The 19,975-nt window shown below is 73.1% G+C and carries 18 protein-coding genes; 6 read left to right on the top strand and 12 right to left on the bottom strand.

Annotated elements, in window-relative coordinates; all coding sequences use genetic code 11:
• Window positions 1-13 precede the first annotated feature (13 nt).
• The 3 genes from ABZ621_RS19980 to ABZ621_RS19970 all read left to right on the top strand — a co-directional run bounded on the left by ABZ621_RS19980 (window position 14) and on the right by ABZ621_RS19970 (window position 4,573).
• Complete coding sequence (locus ABZ621_RS19980; protein ID WP_360606238.1) at window positions 14-1,381, top strand: FAD-dependent oxidoreductase; 1,368 nt, start codon at window positions 14-16, stop codon at window positions 1,379-1,381.
• 93 nt (window positions 1,382-1,474) lie between these two features.
• Window positions 1,475-3,124: a helix-turn-helix transcriptional regulator gene (locus ABZ621_RS19975; protein ID WP_360606236.1), complete on the top strand. Its 1,650-nt coding sequence runs from the start codon at window positions 1,475-1,477 to the stop codon at window positions 3,122-3,124.
• A gap of 78 nt (window positions 3,125-3,202) precedes the next feature.
• Complete coding sequence (locus ABZ621_RS19970) at window positions 3,203-4,573, top strand: FAD-binding oxidoreductase (RefSeq protein ID WP_360606234.1); 1,371 nt, start codon at window positions 3,203-3,205, stop codon at window positions 4,571-4,573.
• A 9-nt stretch (window positions 4,574-4,582) separates the two neighbouring features.
• Here ABZ621_RS19970 and ABZ621_RS19965 read toward each other — a convergent pair whose 3' ends face one another.
• From ABZ621_RS19965 to leuA, 3 genes are all read right to left on the bottom strand, one after another.
• Window positions 4,583-5,275: a TerB family tellurite resistance protein gene (locus ABZ621_RS19965; protein WP_360606232.1), complete on the bottom strand. Its 693-nt coding sequence runs from the start codon at window positions 5,273-5,275 to the stop codon at window positions 4,583-4,585.
• A gap of 127 nt (window positions 5,276-5,402) precedes the next feature.
• Entirely contained in the window at window positions 5,403-6,752 is a 1,350-nt protein-coding gene (locus tag ABZ621_RS19960; RefSeq protein ID WP_360606230.1) for a choice-of-anchor A family protein, read from the bottom strand.
• A 205-nt stretch (window positions 6,753-6,957) separates the two neighbouring features.
• The gene (leuA, locus tag ABZ621_RS19955) at window positions 6,958-8,721 is read right to left on the bottom strand and encodes a 2-isopropylmalate synthase (protein ID WP_360606228.1); all 1,764 of its coding nucleotides are present in this window, start codon (window positions 8,719-8,721) and stop codon (window positions 6,958-6,960) included.
• Window positions 8,722-9,014: 293 nt separating this feature from the next.
• Here leuA and ABZ621_RS19950 point away from each other — a divergent pair, with 293 nt between their 5' ends.
• Both ABZ621_RS19950 and ABZ621_RS19945 read left to right on the top strand, forming a co-directional pair.
• Entirely contained in the window at window positions 9,015-10,058 is a 1,044-nt protein-coding gene (locus ABZ621_RS19950; protein WP_360606226.1) for a M4 family metallopeptidase, read from the top strand.
• A 22-nt stretch (window positions 10,059-10,080) separates the two neighbouring features.
• Complete coding sequence (locus tag ABZ621_RS19945; protein WP_360606224.1) at window positions 10,081-10,329, top strand: protealysin inhibitor emfourin; 249 nt, start codon at window positions 10,081-10,083, stop codon at window positions 10,327-10,329.
• Window position 10,330: 1 nt separating this feature from the next.
• Here the strand turns inward: ABZ621_RS19945 and ABZ621_RS19940 are convergent, their stop codons facing one another.
• The 7 genes from ABZ621_RS19940 to ABZ621_RS19910 form a co-directional block, all read right to left on the bottom strand.
• On the bottom strand, window positions 10,331-11,245 hold the full coding sequence (locus ABZ621_RS19940; RefSeq protein WP_360606222.1) for a hypothetical protein: 915 nt from the start codon (window positions 11,243-11,245) through the stop codon (window positions 10,331-10,333).
• A 39-nt stretch (window positions 11,246-11,284) separates the two neighbouring features.
• On the bottom strand, window positions 11,285-12,235 hold the full coding sequence (gene era, locus ABZ621_RS19935) for a GTPase Era (RefSeq protein WP_360606220.1): 951 nt from the start codon (window positions 12,233-12,235) through the stop codon (window positions 11,285-11,287).
• A gap of 38 nt (window positions 12,236-12,273) precedes the next feature.
• Window positions 12,274-13,221 carry a DUF916 domain-containing protein gene (locus ABZ621_RS19930; RefSeq protein WP_360606218.1) on the bottom strand — a complete coding sequence of 316 codons (948 nt, stop codon included), beginning with the start codon at window positions 13,219-13,221 and terminating at the stop codon, window positions 12,274-12,276.
• Window positions 13,222-13,314: 93 nt separating this feature from the next.
• The gene (locus ABZ621_RS19925; RefSeq protein WP_360606216.1) at window positions 13,315-14,652 is read right to left on the bottom strand and encodes a beta-xylosidase; all 1,338 of its coding nucleotides are present in this window, start codon (window positions 14,650-14,652) and stop codon (window positions 13,315-13,317) included.
• 204 nt (window positions 14,653-14,856) lie between these two features.
• Window positions 14,857-15,339, bottom strand: coding sequence for a hypothetical protein (locus ABZ621_RS19920; RefSeq protein ID WP_360606214.1), 483 nt, complete (start codon window positions 15,337-15,339; stop codon window positions 14,857-14,859).
• A 198-nt stretch (window positions 15,340-15,537) separates the two neighbouring features.
• On the bottom strand, window positions 15,538-15,900 hold the full coding sequence (locus ABZ621_RS19915) for a cytidine deaminase (protein ID WP_360606212.1): 363 nt from the start codon (window positions 15,898-15,900) through the stop codon (window positions 15,538-15,540).
• Window positions 15,901-15,927: 27 nt separating this feature from the next.
• The gene (locus ABZ621_RS19910; protein WP_360606210.1) at window positions 15,928-16,812 is read right to left on the bottom strand and encodes a helix-turn-helix transcriptional regulator; all 885 of its coding nucleotides are present in this window, start codon (window positions 16,810-16,812) and stop codon (window positions 15,928-15,930) included.
• Window positions 16,813-16,903: 91 nt separating this feature from the next.
• Here ABZ621_RS19910 and ABZ621_RS19905 point away from each other — a divergent pair, with 91 nt between their 5' ends.
• Complete coding sequence (locus tag ABZ621_RS19905) at window positions 16,904-18,313, top strand: MFS transporter (RefSeq protein ID WP_360606208.1); 1,410 nt, start codon at window positions 16,904-16,906, stop codon at window positions 18,311-18,313.
• A gap of 1 nt (window position 18,314) precedes the next feature.
• Here the strand turns inward: ABZ621_RS19905 and ABZ621_RS19900 are convergent, their stop codons facing one another.
• Both ABZ621_RS19900 and ABZ621_RS19895 read right to left on the bottom strand, forming a co-directional pair.
• On the bottom strand, window positions 18,315-18,668 hold the full coding sequence (locus ABZ621_RS19900; RefSeq protein ID WP_360606206.1) for an MmcQ/YjbR family DNA-binding protein: 354 nt from the start codon (window positions 18,666-18,668) through the stop codon (window positions 18,315-18,317).
• Window positions 18,665-19,972 (bottom strand): hemolysin family protein, encoded by a 1,308-nt coding sequence (locus ABZ621_RS19895; RefSeq protein WP_360606204.1) that lies wholly within the window; start codon window positions 19,970-19,972, stop codon window positions 18,665-18,667. Before ABZ621_RS19895 ends, ABZ621_RS19900 begins: the two co-directional genes overlap by 4 nt.
• Window positions 19,973-19,975: the final 3 nt, after the last annotated feature.

The raw sequence follows: 19,975 nt of genomic DNA, 5'->3' as shown, positions 1-19,975 counted from the left end.
AAGGGAACCAGTCATGCCCCGCCCCCTCCGGGTCGCGATCGTCGGCGCCGGCCCCGCCGGCATCTACGCCGCCGACGCGCTGCTGAAGTCCGACACCGCCACCGAGCCGGGCGTGTCCATCGACATCTTCGAGCGGATGCCGGCCCCCTTCGGCCTCATCCGCTACGGCGTCGCCCCCGACCACCCGCGGATCAAGGGCATCATCACCGCCCTCCACCAGGTCCTCGACAAGCCGCAGGTCCGCCTCTTCGGCAACGTGAACTACGGCACCGACGTCCACCTCGACGACCTGCGCTCCTTCTACGACGCGGTGGTCTTCTCCACCGGCGCCATGTTCGACCGCGAGCTGAGGATCCCCGGCGTCGAGCTGGACGGCTCCTTCGGCGCCGCCGACTTCGCCTCCTGGTACGACGGCCACCCGGACGTCCCGCGCACCTGGGACCTGTCCGCCGAGAAGGTCGCCGTCCTCGGCGTCGGCAACGTCGCCCTCGACGTCGCCCGCATCCTCGCCAAGACCGCCGAGGAGCTGCTGCCGACCGAGATCCCGGCCAACGTCCACGAGGGCCTGGCCGCCAACAAGGCCGTCGAGGTCCACGTCTTCGGCCGCCGCGGCCCGGCGCAGGCGAAGTTCAGCCCCATGGAGCTGCGCGAGCTCGACCACTCGCCGAACATCGAGGTCATCGTCAACCCCGAGGACATCGACTACGACGAGGGCTCGATCGCCGAGCGGCGCAAGAACAAGCAGACCGACATGGTCGCCAAGACCCTGGAGAACTGGGCGATCCGCGACGCCGGCGACCGCCCGCACAAGCTCTTCCTGCACTTCTTCGAGTCCCCCGTCGAGATCCTCGGCGAGAACGGCGAGGTCGTCGGCCTGCGCACCGAGCGCACCGAGCTCGACGGCACCGGCAACGTGAAGGGCACCGGCGTCACCACCGACTGGGACGTCCAGTCCGTCTACCGCGCCGTCGGCTACCTCTCCGACGAGCTGCCCAAGCTGCCCTGGGACACCGTCAGCGGCACCGTCCCGGACCAGGGCGGCCGCGTGATGGAGGGCGAGGAGCACATGGCCTCCACCTACGTCACCGGCTGGATCCGCCGCGGCCCGGTCGGCCTCATCGGCCACACCAAGGGCGACGCCAACGAGACCGTCGCGAACCTCCTGGAGGACTTCGCCGCCGGCCGGCTCCTCACCCCGGCCAGCCCGGAGACCGACGCGGTCGTCGCCTTCCTGGAGGGCAAGGGCGTCACCTACACCACCTGGGAGGGCTGGTACGCGCTCGACGCCGCCGAGAAGGCGCTGGGCGAGCCGCAGGGGCGCGAGCGCGTGAAGATCGTCGAGCGCGAGGACATGCTCCGCGCGAGCGGCGCGATCGACTGACCCGGCACACCACCGCACGGGGAGGGGGCACCCACCGGGTGCCCCCTCCCCGCGTCCGGTCCTAGGCTGGAGGGACCGGAAGGGGTGAGGCACGTGTCCGCACCCGTGATCGACCGGGCCGGGCGGGCCCGGGACGCCGTGGCCCGCGAGGCCTGGGCCGAGGCGTACGCGCTGCTGCACGCCTGCGACCGGCACCCCGACCAGGCGCTGACCGCCGAGGACCTCGACGCGCTCTCCGACGCCGCCTGGTGGTCCGGGCACCTCGACGAGTCCGTCGCCGCCCGGCTGCGGGCGCACTCCGCCCACGTCGCCGCCGGCGACCACCGGGGCGCCGGGATGGACGCCTGGTGGCTCCACTACGAGTACGCCGGCCTGGGCCGGCCCGCCGTCGCCGCGGGCTGGCTGCACCGCGCCCGCCACCACCTGGACGGGCTGCCGCCCTGCCCCGAGCAGTCCTTCCTCGCCTGGACCGACGCCGAGGAGGCCACCGCCCGCGGCGACGGGACCGCCGCGCTCGCCGCGACCGCCCGCCTGACCCGGCTCGCCGAAGGCTCCGGCAGCCCCGACCTCCTCGCCCTCAGCCGCCAGGCCGCCTCCGCCGCCCTGCTCGCCCAGGGCCGCCGCGCCGAGGGGCTGGCGCTCCTCGACGAGGCCATGTGCGCGGCCGAGGCCGGCGAGCTGAGCGGCCTCTTCACCGGCTGGCTGTACTGCCTGGCCCTCACCCAGTGCATGGAGACCGCCGACTTCGGCCGGGCCGTGGAATGGACCCGTACCGCGATGGAGTGGTGCGCCGGCACCGACGACGGCGAGAACCCCTTCCGCGGGGTCTGCCGGGCCCACCGGGTCGAGGTCCTCGACCTGCTCGGCGACTGGCCCGCGGCCGAGGAGGAGGCCCGGCGGGCCTGCCGGGAGGTGCCGGTGGACTGCCTGGAGTCGGCGGCCACCGCCTACCGCGCCGCCGGCGACGTCCAGCGCCGCCAGGGCCGGCTCGACGAGGCCGCCCGCTCCTACTCCCACGCCCACGAGCTGGGCCTGCTCCCCCAGCCGGGGCTCGCCCTGCTGCGGCTCGCCCAGGGCCACGCCGACGCGGCGGCGGCCGGGCTGCGGCTCGCGCTCGCCTGCCAGGACACCCACCGCGGCCCGCTGGCCCGGGCCCGGCTCCTCGCCGCCGCCACCGAGGTCTCCCTCGCCGTCGGAGCGGTACGGGACGCGGCCGGTACGGCGGCCGAGCTCGACGCCCTCGCCGGTGACGTGCCGCTGCTGCGCGCCCTCGCCGACACGGCGACCGGCGCGGTGGCCCTGGCCGAGGACCCCGTGGCGGCGCTGCCGGTGCTGCGGCGGGCCCTCGACGGCTGGCTGCGGCTGCGGGTGCCGTACGAGGCGGCGCAGACCCGGATGCTGGTCGCGGCGGCCGACCGGGCGGCCGGGGACGAGGAGGCCGCCCGGCTCGAACTCGCCTTCGCCCGGGACGGCTTCGAGCGGCTCGGGGCCGCTCCCGACGCCCGCCGGGCCGCCGCGCTGCTCTCGGCGGCCGCCCGGCGCCGGCTGCCGGGCGGACTGACCGCCCGGGAGGCCGAGGTGCTGCGGCTCGTCGCCGGCGGCGCCACGAACAAGGGCGTCGCCCGCGCTCTGGTGATCAGCGAGCACACGGTCGCCCGGCACCTCAACAACATCTTCGCCAAGCTGGGCGTCTCCTCCCGCTCCGCCGCGACCGCCTACGCCTACGCGCACGGCCTGGTCTGAACGGCCCATCCGGCGGCGCCCCGGAAATGGGCGGTACGGGCGACGCGGCCGCCGGGCCCGGCCGCGTACACCGGGAGCATGACCACTTCGACGGAGACCCTGGACGCGCTCCGCGGTGCCGTGCGCGGCACCGTCGTCACCCCCGGCGACCCCTCGTACGAGGCGTCCCGGCGGGTCTACAACGCCCTGCACGACCGCCGGCCGGCCGTCGTCGTCCACGCCGTCGACGCCGGCGACGTGATCGCGGCCGTCCGCCACGCGCGGGAGCACGCGCTCCCGCTCGCGGTGCGCGGCGGCGCCCACTCGGTCGCCGGCTTCGGCACGGTCGACGACGGCCTGGTGGTGGACCTCTCCCCGATGCGGGAGGTACGGGTCGACCCGGAGGCCCGGACGGCCCGGGCCGGCGGCGGCGCCACCTGGGGCGACTTCAACCACGCCACCCACGCCTTCGGGCTCGCCACCACCGGCGGGGTGATCTCCACGACCGGCATCGCCGGGCTGACCCTCGGCGGCGGCATGGGCCACCTCGCCCGCCGGTACGGCCTGAGCTGCGACAACCTGATCGGCGCGGAGGTCGTCACCGCCGACGGCACCCTCGTCTCCTGCGACGCCGAGCATCGGCCCGACCTGTTCTGGGCGCTGCGCGGCGGCGGCGGGAACTTCGGAGTGGTGACCGAGTTCCGCTACCGGCTGCACCCGCTGGCCGAGGTGTTCGGCGGGATGACCTGCTATCCGCTGGACCCTGCGGTGATCCGCGCCTGGTACGAGGCCGCCACCGCCGCGCCGGAGGAGCTGAACATCATCATGGTGCTGGCCCTCGGCCCCGAGGAACCGTTCCTGCCGGAGCGCTGGCACGGGCGCCCGATCTGCGCCGCGTTCACCTGCTCCAGCGGCCCGCCCGCATCCGACGGCAAGGCCCTGGCGCTCCTGGACTCGCTGGGCCCGGTCGTGGGCCGGTTCCTGGAGCGGATGCCGTACCCGGTGATCAACACCCTCTTCGACGAGCAGCTGCCCGCCGGGCTGTACCACTACTGGAAGGGGCACTTCAGCCACGGCGTGACCGCCGGGGCCGCCGCCGCGCACGCCGAGTACGGCGCGACCATGCCGACCATGGAGTCGGACACCGCGCTCTTCCCGATCGACGGGGCCTGCCACCGGACCGGTCCGGAGGAGACCGCCTTCGCCTACCGGGACGCGGACGTCTCGCACTCCCTCGGCGCCACCTGGACCGACCCGTCCGGCACGGCCGCGAACGTGGCCTGGACCCGCGCCTACGACGCCGCCCTGCGCCCGCACACCGAGGCGGGCGGATACGTGAACTTCATGGACACCGACGACCAGGACCGGGTCCGGGTCAACTACCGGCAGAACTACGCGCGGCTGCGCGAGGTGAAGCGCCGCTACGACCCCGACAACGTGTTCCGGCTGAACCAGAACATCGTGCCGTAGGCCCGGAGGTCAGGAGACCGTGCGCGCGGTGGCGAGCAGCCGCAGGACGTCCTCGGGCGGCAGGCCGAGCGCCGTGCCCACGGTGCCCAGGACCTCCTGTTCGGCCGGGCTGTAGCCGCCGTCGGCCAGCGCGATCCCGGCCGCCTGGAGGAGCAGCGCCTCCCGGCCGGCCGGCTCCAGGTGCGGGGTGAGCGGGGCGACGGCCTCGTGGATCTCGATGGCGAGGAGGGCGCCCTCGGGGTTGATCTCGGGCATGAAGCGCCCGGTGTCCGCCTCCAGGGCCTCGACCAGGTCGACGAGCTGGACGGCCGTGCAGTCGGCGTATCCGGCGGAGCGGACGGCGTGCACGGCCCGGTCGAGGACCTCGCGGGAGCCGGTGCCGCCGGCCGCGAGGACGGCGAGGGCGACGGTGTGGACGGCGTCCCGCAGCATGGCGGAGAACCGGCCGGTGGTGGGCCGCTCCAGGACCTCGGTGCCGAAGCGGGTCTGGCAGGCGGCGCACTCCACCACCGGCCCGGTACAGCCCCGGGGCACCAGCGGGACGCCGAGGACGGCGAACCGGCGGCGGCCGGTGCGCCGTCGGTAGTTGCGGTCGCCGCCGCACTCCTCGCAGAAGAACTCGCCGTCGCCGATGGTGTTCCAGGAGGTGCGGATCCCGCAGACGGTCAGCTTCCCACCACGTGTTTTCCTGGCAGAACGCACGCGCACCTCCTCAACGGCCCGGCTGCACTGCCGGTGCGTTGGCGTGATGTTAGCCACATCCTTGATGTGACGTCAGCACCTCGTCCGTACTTCGCACCGGAGATGGCCGAGACATGACGCCGGGGTTTCAGGCCCGGCGGCGCCGCTTCGCGAAGGCCAGGAAGCCTCCGCCGAGCAGCAGGGCGCCGACGGCCGCGCCGATGACACCGGGCCCGATGGCCGAACCGGTCGTCGCGAGATCACCCTCCGGGGTGGTCGCGGAGGGAGCGGGGGCAGCCCCGGTCTCCTCGGTCTCCTCGGTCTCCTCGGTCTCCTCGGTCTCCTCGGGGGCGGCCGGGGGCGCGGTGCTCCCGGCGGGGGTGCCGGAGGGGGTGGCCGACGGCTGCCCGGAGGGGGTGGCGGAGGGACTGCCGGTGCCCTCGGGGGCGGGCGCGGTGGTGGACGGCGTCGCACTGGGCGCCGGGGTGTCGGTCGGCTTGGGCGTCTCGGGGGTGACGACCGGTCCGGGGGTGGTCACCCGGGGCAGGCAGCCGGTGAAGTTCATCTGGTGGGTCTCGGCGCCGGGGGCGGTGTCCAGGGACTCGGCGATGAGGGAGCCGTTGATGTGGCCGCTGGTCATGGTGACGGCGGCGCGGGGCGCGAGGATCGCGCCGGGCCAGGCGGAGGAGTTCTTCGTGACGGTCTCGGCCTGCGGGAAGTTCCACAGCAGCTTGGAGCGGATGCTCTTGTGGCCGTCGGTGTGCCGGTCGTAGTCGTCCTGGACGTAGGCGCCGCCCTCCGAGATCCAGACGCCGGAGGTGGGCTTGGCGGTCATGTCGTACGAGGCGCCGATGACGTTCACGAGGGTGGAGGAGCCCACCGGGACCTTGAGGTAGATCTCGCCGGCCTTCTCCAGGTCGGCGGCGCTCAGGGCGAAGACGTTCAGCTCCGCGTCGGCGCCGGTGAGGTAGAGGCTCCGGCCGTCCTGGCCGCCGGCCGTCTCGCCGTTGGGCCGCTCGCCCGCCCAGCCGGCCGAGAGGGTCCGCAGCTTCGCGAACTCGGCGCCGAAGTCGACCGGGGACGGGCCCTCGGCGATGGGGCCGTCGACGCCGAAGCCGCCGTCCCCGGCGGAGGCGTCCACGACCTTGCCGGCCGTGCCCGAACCTTTCACCAGGACCACGCCGTTGGCCTTGAGGGTGCCGCCGACGACGAGGCTGTGCCCGCCGGGCAGCCGGGCGAGGTCGGCGTCGGTGAGGCGGGAGCCGACCGAGAAGCCGGACCGGTTCGCCGTGCCGAAGGCCGCGTCGCCGCCGACGGCCACCGCGCCCTCGGAGTCCGCGTGCCGCACCGAGTCCTTCTCCACGAACTCCGCGTACAGCCCGGCGGTGCCGAGCGGATCGACGGCACACTCGGTGCCGGCGGCGGAAGCGGTGGGGGCCCAGGCGAGGGCGGCTCCGGTCACCGCGAGGACGGTGGCCACGGCAGCGGACGTGCGCATGCGGAACTCCAGGTCAGGGAGTACGGAGGTGGGATGGTCCGTACCATCCGCCAGACCGTGATGTGCCGTCAACTGCCCCCATATGGCACCGATTCCGTCATGTCCGCATGATCTTCCTTAAGCGAACCTGAAACCGTGACACACCTCACATACGACGGCGCCCCGCCCCCCGGTCGGAGGGGCGGGGCGCCGTGTGCGCGCGAGGTCAGCGGGCGGAGCGGTTGACCGCCGAGATGACCGCCTTCAGGGAGGCGCGGGTGGTGTTGGCGTCGATGCCGATGCCCCACAGGACGCGCCCGTCGATGGCGCACTCGATGTACGAGGCGGCCTGCGCGGAGGCGCCCTCGCTCATGGTGTGCTCCTGGTAGTCCAGCAGGCGGGCGTCCACGCCGACCGACTGCAGGGCGTCGAAGAAGGCGGAGATCGGGCCGTTGCCGGAACCGGTCAGGACGGTGTCGACGCCGTCGACGACCGCCTCGACGCGCAGCGTGTCGGTGCCGTCCGTGTCCGAGGTGGACTGGCCGGAGCGCAGCTGGATGCGGCCCCAGGCGTTCTCCGGGTTGGGCAGGTACTCGTCCTGGAAGACGGACCAGATCGCCGCCGGGGTGACCTCGCCGCCCTCGGCGTCGGTCTTGGCCTGGATGATCCGGGAGAACTCGATCTGCATCCGGCGGGGCAGGTCCAGCTTGTGGTCGTTCTTCAGGACGTAGGCGATGCCGCCCTTGCCGGACTGCGAGTTGACCCGGATGACGGCCTCGTAGGAGCGGCCGACGTCCTTCGGGTCGATGGGCAGGTAGGGGACGGCCCACTCGATGTCGTCGACGGTCTTGCCCTGGGCGGCCGCGTCGGCCTCCATGGCGTCGAAGCCCTTCTTGATGGCGTCCTGGTGGGAGCCGGAGAAGGCGGTGTAGACCAGGTCGCCCGCGTAGGGGTGGCGCGGGTGGACCTCCATCTGGTTGCAGTACTCGCTGGTGCGGCGGATCTCGTCGATCTGCGAGAAGTCGATCTGCGGGTCGACGCCCTGGCTGAAGAGGTTCATGCCCAGGGTGACCAGGTCGACGTTGCCGGTCCGCTCGCCCTGGCCGAACAGGCAGCCCTCGATGCGGTCGGCGCCGGCCATGATGGCCAGCTCGGCGGCGGCGACGGCGGTGCCGCGGTCGTTGTGCGGGTGGACCGACAGGCAGACGTGCTCGCGGCGGGTCAGGTTGCGGGACATCCACTCGAAGCGGTCCGCGTGGGTGGAGGGCGTCGAACGCTCCACGGTCGCGGGCAGGTTGAGGATGATCTCGCGGCCGGGGCCGGGCTGCCACACGTCGCAGACGGCCTCGCAGACCTCCAGGGCGAAGTCCAGCTCGGTGTCGGTGAAGATCTCCGGGCTGTACTGGTAGCCGAAGGTGGTCTCCGGGCCCAGCAGCTTCTCGGCGTACTCCATCACCAGGCGGGTGCCGTCGACGGCGATCTGCTTGATGTCGTCCTTGGAGCCGCGGAAGACGACCCGGCGGAAGGTCGGCGCGGTGGCGTTGTACAGGTGGACGGTGGCGCGGTGGGCGCCGACCAGGGACTCCACGGTCCGCTCGATCAGGTCCTCGCGGGCCTGGGTCAGGACGGAGATGGTGACGTCGTCCGGGATCGCGCCCTCTTCGATGATGGAGCGCACGAAGGCGAAGTCGGTCTCGCCGGAGGACGGGAAGCCGACCTCGATCTCCTTGTAGCCCAGGCGTACGAGCAGGTCGAACATCTCGCGCTTGCGGGCCGGGGACATCGGGTCGATCAGGGCCTGGTTGCCGTCGCGCAGATCGGTCGACAGCCAGCGGGGGGCCTTGGTGATCCGCTGCTCGGGCCAGGTGCGGTCGGGGATCTCGACGGCCTCGTACCGGCCGTACTTGTGGATCGGCATCCCGGACGGCTTCTGCGTGTGCGTCGCGTTGGTGATCGGCGTGGGCCGGCTGACGAACGGAGACTGGGACATTGCGTAGGGCTCCTCGGGTCCTTCGGGGGGACGGCCGACTGTCGAACGCAACACCGAAACCCGCGGGGAGGGGGTCGGCCTACGACTACAGGCCCTCGCCGCGGCAGCTAAGGAGAAGCAGCCCGAAACGCATGATGTGCGTCACCATAGCCCAGGACCGGGGAAGGCGGACGTCCTGTTTCAGTATGCGGGACGGCGGTGTCGTCAAGACCGAAAGGTGACTCATCACTCCATTTCGCCAATCCCTGTCACTTCTCGTGACACCGCCGTCGCCCAGTGCCACATTGCCGGGTATGACCTCCCCCTTCTGCACGATCGTGCCGCCCCACCTCCTGGAGCACCTGGCGGCCTCCGGAAACCCCGCCGTCGCGGCCGCCGCCCGCCGCACCCTGATCGCCGACGCCTCGGCCCGTACCGCCCGGGTCCTGCCCCGCGCGGCCGTCGCCCCCGCCGGCGCGCCCGCCGAGCCCGCGACCCCGCGCCGGACCGTGTACGACGCCCAGCGCCGTACCGCCCTGCCCGGGGTGAAGGTCCGCGACGAGGGCGAGGAGGCGACGGCCGACGCCACCGTCAACCGCGCCTACGCGGGCCTCGGCGCCACCTTCGCGCTCTTCCGGGACGCCTTCGGGCGCGACTCCATGGACGGCGCCGGGCTGCCGCTGCTCGCGACCGTCCACTACGACGAGAAGTACGGCAACGCCTTCTGGAACGGCGAGCAGATGGTGTTCGGCGACGGCGACGACGAGATCTTCCTCGACTTCACCCTCCCCGTGGACGTCATCGGCCACGAGCTGGCGCACGGCTTCACCCAGTACACGGCGAACCTGGAGTACTTCAGCCAGTCCGGCGCGCTCAACGAGTCCGTCTCCGACGTCTTCGGCTCGCTGGTGAAGCAGCACGCGCTCGGCCAGACCGCCGACCAGGCCGACTGGCTGATCGGCGAGGGCCTCTTCCACCCGGACGTGGAGGGGACGGCGCTGCGCTCCATGAAGGCGCCGGGGACCGCGTACGACGACGACGTCCTCGGCAAGGACCCGCAGCCCGCCCACATGGACGACTACGTGCGCACCAGCCGGGACAACGGCGGGGTGCACATCAACTCCGGCATCCCCAACCACGCGTTCTACCTGGTGGCGACCGAGCTCGGCGGCCACGCCTGGGACCGGGCCGGTCGGATCTGGTACGACGTGATGACCGGCGGCACCCTCACCCCCGAGACCCGCTTCGCCGAGTTCGCGGCGGCCACGGTGGCGGCGGCGAAGGCGCGGTACGGCGACGCGGCGGAGATCCAGGCCGTGACGAAGGCGTGGGCGGCCGTGGGCGTACCCACCGACTGAGCCGGGCTGGTAGACAGGGCCCATGCGGATTCGAGTGCGGCGCACCGGTGGTTTCGCGGGCATCGAGCGGTCGGCGGAGGTGGAGGTCTCGGGCCCCGAGTGGGAGTCCCTGGCCTCCGCCGTCCTCGCGGCGCCGGAAGCCGCCCGGGGCGTCCCGGACGGCTTCTCGTACGAGATCACGGTCGACGGCCGGACGGTGCGGTGCGCCGACCCGCACCTCACGGACGCCCAGCGGACCCTCGTGACGAGGGTCCTCAAGGAAGGCGCGTGAGCTAGCGGCCGAGCAGGCGGGCCCAGAAACCGGACTTCTTCTCCTCCGGGGGGCGGACGGGGCCGATGTCGAGCGACCATTCGCCCTCGGCCTTCAGGACCTCCACGAGCAGCGGCCCCTCGGCCAGCTTCCGGCTGTCCTCCAGGCGCCGGCCGAAAAGGCTCGCCAGCGTGTCCGGGTACGTGGCGGGGGTGTCGGGGCGGCGCGGCTTGTGGCCCTTGACGTCCAGGGACGCGTCGGCCTTCGCCGGGCGCAGCCGGGAGCGCAGTTCACCGGCGGGGCCGGTGTGGAGCAGCACCTCGCTGCCCCGCCCCGTGGCGCCCTCACCGAGCTCGCGCACGCCGGCCACGGACCGGATCACGATCGCCCACTCGTCGTGGTCGCCGCACCGCAGGCGGAAGCGCAGTGGGTACAGGTTGTCGCACCACATCACCCGCTGCGCGAACCGGCCGGCCGGAAGCGTGCCGCCGAAACCGACGGCCTCCCTGCCGTTCCAGTCGATGGAGTCCAGGATGAGGTACCCCGGCCCCGTCCACCCGAACTCGACCAGGACGTAACCGGGCGGGACCTTCTCCTCCATGGTGAACTTGGCGCCGCCCCTGCCGACGTACACGATGTCGTCGAACTGCCCGCCGAGGGTCCCGGCGGCTGCGGCCACCCGGGCGGACGGGACGGGCGAGGGGGCGATCAGCTCCGCCCACCTGCCGCCGGCCGCGGGGTCGATCCGGCGCGGAGCCGGGTCGCCGGCTCCGGCGGAGGCGCCGTCCGCGACGGAGCCCGTATCCCAGCCCCATCCCGCGTCCGATCCCGGACCCGGACCCGCTCCCGATCCCGGATCCGGATCCTTGCCGACGCCCTCGATCCGCCACTCCTGCCCGGGGTCCGGCAGGCTCTCCCCCTTGCTGATGCGCGTCACCGCGTCATGCTGGCACGCCGCCCCCGGAAAGGTCGACGGTCAGAAGCCCAGGCGGCGGAGCTGCTTGGGGTCGCGCTGCCAGTCCTTGGCGACCTTGACGTGCAGGTCGAGGAAGACCGGGGTGCCGAGGAGGGCCTCGATGTGCTTGCGGGACTTCATCCCGACCTCCTTCAGGCGGCTGCCCTTGGGGCCGATGATGATGCCCTTCTGGCTGGGGCGCTCGATGTACACGTTGGCGTGGATGTCGAGCAGCGGCCGGTCGGCGGGGCGGCCCTCGCGGGGGATCATCTCCTCGACGACGACCGCGATGGAGTGCGGCAGCTCGTCGCGGACGCCTTCGAGCGCGGCCTCGCGGATCAGCTCGGCGACCATGACCTGCTCCGGCTCGTCCGTGAGGTCGCCCTCCGGGTAGAGCGGCGGGGACTTCGGCAGCAGCGGGATGAGCAGGTCGGCGACGAGCTGGACCTGCTTGTCGCCGACGGCGGAGACCGGCACGATCTCCGCCCACTCGATGCCGAGCTCGCGGCCGAGCTGGTCGATGGCGATCAGCTGCTCGGCGAGGGTCTTGGAGTCGACCAGGTCGGTCTTGGTGACGATGGCGACCTTGGGGGTCTTCTTGATCTCGGCGAGCTCCTTGGCGATGAAGCGGTCGCCGGGGCCGAGCTTCTGGTCGGCGGGCAGACAGAAGCCGATGACGTCGACCTCGGCCCAGGTGGTGCGGACGACGTCGTTGAGCCGCTCGCCGAGGAGGGTGCGCGGCTTGTGGAGGCCCGGGGTGTCGACCAGGATCAGCTGGGCGTCCGGGCGGTGCACGATGCCGCGCACGGTGTGCCGGGTGGTCTGGGGGCGGTTGGAGGTGATCGCCACCTTCTGGCCGACCAGAGCGTTGGTGAGGGTGGACTTGCCCGCGTTGGGGCGCCCGACGAAGCAGGCGAAGCCCGCCCGGTGGGGGGCGGTGTTCTCATCGGTCTCTTCACGGCGCACGCTCATGGGGGCCATTGTCCCCGATGCGCGGCCCGGTCACGCACTCAGTGCCCCCGCCGGGCCCGGCGGCGCCGGATCCGCCACCCCGTGAGGCCTCCGGCGGCCCCCAGCGCGAGCACCGCGGCGGCGAGCCAGGGCACCGCGAGGAAGGAGACGGCGGCGCTCTCGCGGACGTCCTTCGCGGTGGCGGTGAGGGTCACCTCGCCCCAGTCGAGCTGCGGCGAGCCGGTCCACCGCTCGGTGAGCCGGATCTTCTGCCGGGGCAGCAGCTCGGCGGGCACCCGGTCGAGGTCGCGTTCGAGCAGGGTCCGCCCGAAGAGGCCCTCGGCGCTGAGGACGACCTTGGGGTTGAGCGTGACGTTGCCGCGGTTGTGGAGGGTGTACGTGACGAGGGCGGTGCCGTCGCGGGTGCCGGGGACGAGCGGCCGGTCCTGCTCCAGGGTGACGTCCTCGACGGCGAGGGCGGGCACGGCGGGGCCGCTGACCTTGAGGTAGACGCGGGCGGCGACGGCCTTCTGGACGCCCATCGCGACGCTGCCGCCGCCCGCGGGGGTGATCCGCTCGTCGAGGGCGACGAGCGCGCCGGGGTGGTCGCCGGGGTCGGCGTCGGCGGGGACGGTGAGCGTGAAGGGGACGGTGACGGCGGAGCGCGGCGGGACGGTGACCGTGGTCCGCTCGGGCTCGATCCAGGCGCCGGCGCCGGTCTGCTCCTCCTTCAGGGTGCGCACGGCGAAGCCGCCGTCGCGCTCGGTGTTGTAGGCGTCGGCGCCGTAGAGCCGGAAGGTGAGCGGGGCGGCGGTCTTGTTGGCGACGGTCACCTTGTCGCGGAGGGTGGCGCCGGGGTCGGCGGTGAGGACGTAGTAGGGGCGTTCGCCGAGCCGGGCGGCGGCCGGGTAGACGGCCCATTCGCCGTTCTCGGCGGCGTGGGCGGCCGGGGCCCCGAGGAGCGGCAGGGCGGCGCTCAGGAGGAGGACGTACAGCTTGCGTCGCACGGTGCGGACCCCCGGGGGTGCGGTCGGGAGGGGCGGATGGGGGGCGCCGACGGGCCGGCCGGGGGGTGCGCCCGGCCGGCCCGTCGGCCGCCGTCAGGACAGGGTCAGCGTCAGCACGCCCGCGTAGCCGCCGGGCGCGGTGAACGCCGGGACGTCCAGCGAGAGTCCGGCGTCGACGGTGAACTCGCCGCCGGTGACCGTGCCGTTCGCCGTGGAGGCGAGGGTGGCGCCGGCGCCGACGGGTCCGGCGGAGCCGGCCGTGCAGGCGCTGGGGCTGCCCTCCTTGGCGACGCAGGCGGGGGTCCAGCTGAGCTTGTCGGCGCCGATGGCGCCGCCCGGTCCGGTGAAGTCGGTGACCTTGCCGGTCACGGACCAGCCGGCGGGGCCGCCGCGGAAGTCCTTGACCGTCACCGTCTGAAGGGCTCCGGTGGCGGCGCCGCCCTGGCCGAAGTCGACCGCGGAGAGGGCGACGGCGTCACCGGCCTGGGTCATGGAGAGTTCGCCCGCCTGGACGGTGGCCGTGATCTTCTGGCTGTTCGGCGGGGTCGGGGTGTCGTCGATCACCTGGTACGGGAGGGGTCCGGCGCCCTTCTCCGCGTTCCAGACACCGCCCTCGTAGGCGACGATCCCGGTGGTGGCGAGGTCGTTCACCTTGAGCCGGGCGACGAAGCCGCCCTCGCTGTCGGTGGTGACGGTCATCCGGTCGGCGGTCTCCGCCGCGCCGGCCCTGGCGGCCACGGTCACCTCGCTGAGCGGGGTGAACTTGGCCCCCGTGACGGTGACCCGGACGCCGGGGGCGCCGGAGGCGGCGCCGAGTTCCAGGGTCCGCTCGTTGGGCACGGTCTGGTCGCCGGCCTGGACCGTCTCGGAGACGGGGGCGGGCGGGTTGAGGACCGTACAGGGGGTGTCCAGCTCCATGATGTAGCTGGTGTGGATGTTGTAGTCGCCCGGCGAGAGGGTGATCGCGCCGGGGGCGGTGACCGTGAAGGTGCCGGTCATGGAGAAGCCGGGGAAGGCGCCCTTGCCGGGGACCGGCGGGTTCTTCTTGGGTCCGGTGACGCTGACCGTGCCGGTCTGCGCGCCGCCGAGGACGACCTTGCCGGTGGGGGTGAGGATGTCGGCCGGGAGCGCGAGGTCCACCGGGTTCGACGCGGCGGGCTTGGTGATCGCGTAGGTCACGCTCACCGTGTCGCCGACCTTGGGGCTGGCGTTGTCGACCGAGATCACGGCGGTGGTGACGCCCTCGATGGGCGGGATGCCCGCGATGGGCGGCGGGACGCAGCGGGTGGGGAATTCCACCGAGAGTCCGGCGCCGGTCGCCTGCGCCGGGGCGGCGAGCGCGCCGCCGGCCGCGAACGCGAGGGCGGTGGCGCCGAGTACGGCGGTCCAGCGCCGTCTTCGGGCCGCCGCCCGGGTTCGGGTGAGTGCCATAGTGTGTGCCCCCTCCTGAGGGTCGAGAGGGCGCCATTGACGGCCGGGGGGCAAGAGAAGTCAATAACGACGGAACCCATTGACTGATGACCCATCAGATAATGGCAGGATCGGTCGATGTGACGACTTCTCCGGCATGTCGGGCGGCATGCCGAAGACCGGCGCCGCCCTCGGCGGCACCGGTCACGGGTGGTGCGCGGTGGATCAGCTGATGACGAACGGTCCCGGGGACTGCGAGGTCACCGCGTCGCAGTTCACCGTGACGCCGAAGATCACCAGCTTGAGGGCGACTCCGGCGAAGTACGAGTTGAGGCTGTCGCCGGCGACCACGTTGGTGGCGGTCAGCGGTCCCAGCTTCGCCGTACCACCGGCCGGGATCGCCGGGTTCTTCTTGCCGGTGAAGACCCGGTCGGGGCCCGTCGCGTTGTCCAGGATCAGCGTGGAGCTGATCGAGTCCGCGCCGACCGCGATCGGCGTGGTCACGGGAGCGGCGATCGAGACCTGACCGGTGGTGCCGGAGTGGGTCATGGTGAGCGTGGCGGTGCCGCCGCCCCAGCTCCCGCAGTCGTACGTGGCCGTCGCCGAGCCCGGCGAGACCGCGGCGGACGCCGTGGGGGCGAAGACGAGCGACATGCTGGCGAGGCCCGCGGCGAGCGCCCCGGCCGCCCCTAAGGTGCTTCTTCTCATGGCGGGTTCGTACCCCTTCCGATGACGAACGCAGGGGTGCGGGCACTGCGTGGAATGGCGGAGATCTGACGGTCCGTCGGACCGCCCGCCGCCTATTGAGACGCAGACCGCATGGGAAGGCAAGAGAAGTCGCGGAGATCCTTCACAAACGCGCAAGGGCCCGGCCGTGGCCGGACCCCGCTGTCCCCCGTGCGGCGCTCAGCCCGCCGTGACGGCCGAACGCAGCTGTCCGTCGGGCCCCGCGAGCAGCACCGGCGTCCCGGGCCCGCCCAGGTCCCGCACGGCCGCCCGGTCCTCCTCCGACGCGGCCTCGGCGGCCGACACCACGGCCGCCGCCTCCAGCGACTGCGCCCCGCTCGCCACCGCCATCGCCACGGCGGTCCGCAGCGCGCTCAGCTTCAGCGACTCCAGCTCCACCGTGCCCGCCACGTACGTGCGGCCGGTCTCGTCCCGTACGGCCGCGCCCTCGGGCACACCGTTGCGGGCGCGGGCGCTGCGCGCCAGGGTGATGATCTTCTGGTCCTCGGGGCCGAGGTCGCCGTGCTCACTGCTGAGTGTCATGGACCGAGCATAGGTCGGGGCGCCGGCTCAGCCCGCCAGCGGGTACAGGGCCCCCCGCCGCCCCTCCGGCGACACCAGCCACTCCAGCTTCTCGGCGGTCCGCGCCTCCGGCAGCGGCGTGTGCAGCACGATCACCAGGTCAGGGCGGGCCGGCACCCGAAGCTGGGTGGCCTCCACCACGAGCAGCCCGGCCACCGGGTGGTCCATCTCCTTGCGGTTCTGGCCGCCGGGCAGGATGTCCCGCCGCTCCCACAGCTCCGCGAACTCGGGGCTCACCGCCTTCGCCTCGGCGACCACCGCCCGGAAGCCGTCGTCGTCCGGGCACTCCGAGCACGCCGACCGGAACTGCGCCACCACCTTCGGCGCCAGCTCCTCCCAGCCGCGCATCCGCGCCCGGTACATCTCGTCGGTGAAGAAGTCGATCAGGCAGTTGCGGTGCACGTCCGCCCGCAGCCCGAAGACGGCCGCCGCCGCCTCGTTGAACATCACCGTGTTCCAGTACGCGTCCATGATGTGCGCCGGGAACGGCATCCACGCCTCGATCAGCCGCCGCAGCCCGTCGCACATGTCCCGGTCCTCCGGGGCGGCTTCGAGGGCCGGCGGGTTCAGCGCCGCCAGGACGTACAGATGGCGGCGCTCGGCCGGGCTCAGCCGCAGCACCCGCGCCACCGCGTCGAGCACCTGGGGCGAGACGGTGATGTCGCGGCCCTGCTCCAGCCACTGGTACCAGCTGACGCCGACGCCCGCGAGGACGGCGACCTCCTCCCGGCGCAGCCCGGGCGTACGACGCCTGCCGCCGTCCGGAAGGCCCGCCTGGGCCGGGCTCACCCGGGCCCGACGGCTCATCAGGAACTCGCGCAGTTCGGCCAGTCGGTGCGCCTTGCCGTCGGTGCTCTCCACCGCTGTGACCACGTCTGCTTCCTCCCCCGGACGCCTGGTGGTGCGACCAACAGGATAAGTTCCCGCTACCCGGCGATGTTCCCCGGCCACGAGAGTCGTGGCCATGGCAACCGTGACCTCCGCCCCCGGAAAGACCCCCGTCCCCGCTCCGCCCGCGCCCCCGGCCCTCGCCGGCCGCTCCCGGCTCGTCCTCTTCGTGCTGTGCGCCGCCCAGTTCATCGTGGCGCTCGACTTCTCCGTCCTGAACGTCGCGCTGCCCGTCCTCGGCGCCGACCTCGGCCTCGACCGCTCCGCCCTCCAGTGGGCCGTCACCGCCTTCGCCCTCCCCTCCGGCGGCTTCCTGCTGCTCTTCGGGCGGATCGGCGACCTCTACGGCCGCAAGCGGCTCTTCCTCGGCGGCCTCGGCCTCTTCGCCGCCGCGTCCGTGCTCGCCACCGTCGCCTGGGACCCGGCGTCCTTCCTCGCCGGCCGCGCCCTCCAGGGCGTCGGCGCCGCCGCGATCGTGCCCACCGGCATGTCCCTGCTGACCACCTCCTTCCCGGAGGGTCCGCTGCGCGACCGGGCGCTCGGCATCTCCGGCACCCTGATGTCGCTGGGCTTCACCATCGGCATGGTCCTCGGCGGCGTCATGACCGACACCCTGGGCTGGCGCTCCACCATGGGCCTGCTCGCCGTCTTCGCCCTGATCGTGCTGCCGCTCGCCCCGGGCCTGCTCACCGAGTCCCGCACCCCGGACCGGCCCCGGCTCGACGTGCCCGGCGCGATCACCGTCACCGGCGGTCTGCTCGCCCTGATCTACGCCCTGACCACCGCCGCCGAGCGCGGCTTCGGCGGCACCGACGTGCTCGTCGCCCTGGTCGGCGGAGTGCTCCTGCTGACCGCCTTCGTGGTCGTCGAGTCCCGCCACCCGGCGCCGCTGGTCTCGCTGCCGATGCTCCGCCGGCGCACGGTCGCCTTCGGCAACCTCGGCGGGCTCGTCACCTTCTCGATGATGTCGACGATCGTCTTCGTCCTGACCCTCTACCTCCAGTCCACGCTCGGCCTCTCGGCCTTCGCCACCGGCGTCGTCTTCGGGATCCAGGGCATCTTCTCGGTCCTCGCGGGGACGCTCACGCCGAAGGTCATCGGGAAGCTCGGCGCCCGCCGCACCCTCGTCGTCTCGCTCGCCGGGCAGGCGGTCCTCACGGCGGCGCTGCTCGGGATCGGCGAGCGCTCCGGCGCGGTCGTGGCGACCGTCGCGGTCACCCTCGCCTCGATGTTCCACCTCGGCGCGATCATCTCGTACGGCCTGACGGTCACCTCGGGCGTCCGGGACGAGGAGCAGGGCCTGGCGACCGGCCTGGTCACCACGACCCAGCAGGTCGGCCTCACCGTCGGCATCCCGATGCTGGGGGTCCTCGCCACCACCGGCGGCGACCTGTACGAGGGGGTGCGCACCGTCGTCGCCGTGGACGCGGCGATCGTGCTCGGCGCGGCGGTGCTCGTCGCCCTGGGCCTGCGTCGCGCGCGGTGAGCTACGGCCGGTCGAGCCGGAGCCGTACCGCCTTGGGCAGGCCCGCGACGACCAGGTCGTACGAGTCCTCGATGAGCTCCCGGACCATCCGGTCCGGGAGCCCGGCCACCTCGACCGTGTTCCAGTGGCGCTTGTTCATGTGGTAGCCGGGAGTGATCGCCGGATACTCCTCGCGGAGCCGTACGGCGTCGTCCGGATCGCACTTCAGATTGACCCGCAGCGGCTCGCCGTCCAGCCAGGACAGCGCGAACAGCTTCCCGGCCACCTTGAACACCGAGGTGTCGGGGCCGAAGGGGAACTCCTCGCCGGCGTCGTTGAACTCCAGGCAGAAGGCGCGCAGCTGCTCGGGGGTCATGCCGGGTCCTCTCCCTCCGCGCCGGCCGGGGCGACCGGTTCGACGAGCACGGTGACGATCTTGTTCCGGCGGCCGGCCGGGGACTCGGCGGTGAGCCGCAGCTCCCGTCCGTCCGGCAGGGCGACGACGGCGGAGGCGCCGGCGATCGGGACGCGGCCGAGGGCCTTGGCGAGCAGGCCGCCCACCGTCTCCACGTCCTCGTCGTCGAACTCGTCCGGGCCGAAGCCGTACAGCTCGCCCAGGTCGCCGATGTCGAGGCGGGCGGTGACCCGGTGGCACTCGTCGCCGAGCTCCTGGACGGGCGGCAGCTCCCGGTCGTACTCGTCGGTGATCTCGCCGACGATCTCCTCCAGGATGTCCTCGATGGTGACGATGCCGGCGGTGCCGCCGTACTCGTCGATGACGACGGCGACGTGGTTGCGCTCCTGCTGCATCTCGCGCAGCAGGTCGCCGGCGTTCTTGGTGTCGGGGACGAAGGCCGCGGCGCGCATCGCGGTGGAGACCAGGTCGGCCTCGGCGTCGCGGTTGATGTGCGTCTTCCTGACCAGGTCCTTCAGGTACACGATGCCGACGATGTCGTCCTCGTTCTCCCCCGTCACCGGGATCCGGGAGAAGCCGGAGCGCAGCGCCAGGGTGAGGGCCTGCCGGACGGTCTTGTACCGCTCGATGCAGATGAGGTCGGTGCGGGGCACCATGACCTCCCGGACGAGGGTGTCGCCGAGCTCGAAGACCGAGTGCACCATCCGGCGCTCCTCGTCCTCGATCAGCGACTCCTGCTCGGCGAGGTCGACCATCGCCCGCAGCTCCGCCTCGGAGGCGAAGGGGCCCTTGCGGAAGCCCTTGCCCGGGGTGAGCGCGTTGCCGATGAGGATCAGCAGCTGCGGGATCGGGCCCATGATCCGGGCCAGCGGGACGAGGACGTACGCCGCGGCGGTCGCGGTGTTCAGCGGGTGCTGGCGGCCGATGGTGCGCGGCGAGACGCCGACCGCCACATAGCTGACCAGGACCATCACGGCGATGGCGACGAGGAGCGCCTCCCAGGTCTCCGGGAAGTACTCCAGGCAGGCGTAGGTGACGAGGACGCCGGCCGCCATCTCGCAGGCGACGCGGACGAGCAGCGCCACGTTGAGGTAGCGGGTGGGGTCGGAGGCGACCTGGGAGAGCTTCTCGGCGCCGCGCCGCCCGGAGCGGACGGCCTCGGCGGCACGGAAGCCGGAGACGCGGGCCAGCCCGGCCTCGGCGCAGGCGGCGAGCCAGGCGACGACGACCAGGGCGACCGCGCCGAGGATCAGCTGGATGCTCATCGG

The organism is Streptomyces sp. NPDC007863 (genome assembly GCF_040633895.1).
GTDB lineage: Bacteria > Actinomycetota > Actinomycetes > Streptomycetales > Streptomycetaceae > Streptomyces.
The sequence above is the reverse complement of the archived record's forward strand: the minus strand, read 5'-3'. Positions and strand labels throughout refer to the sequence as shown.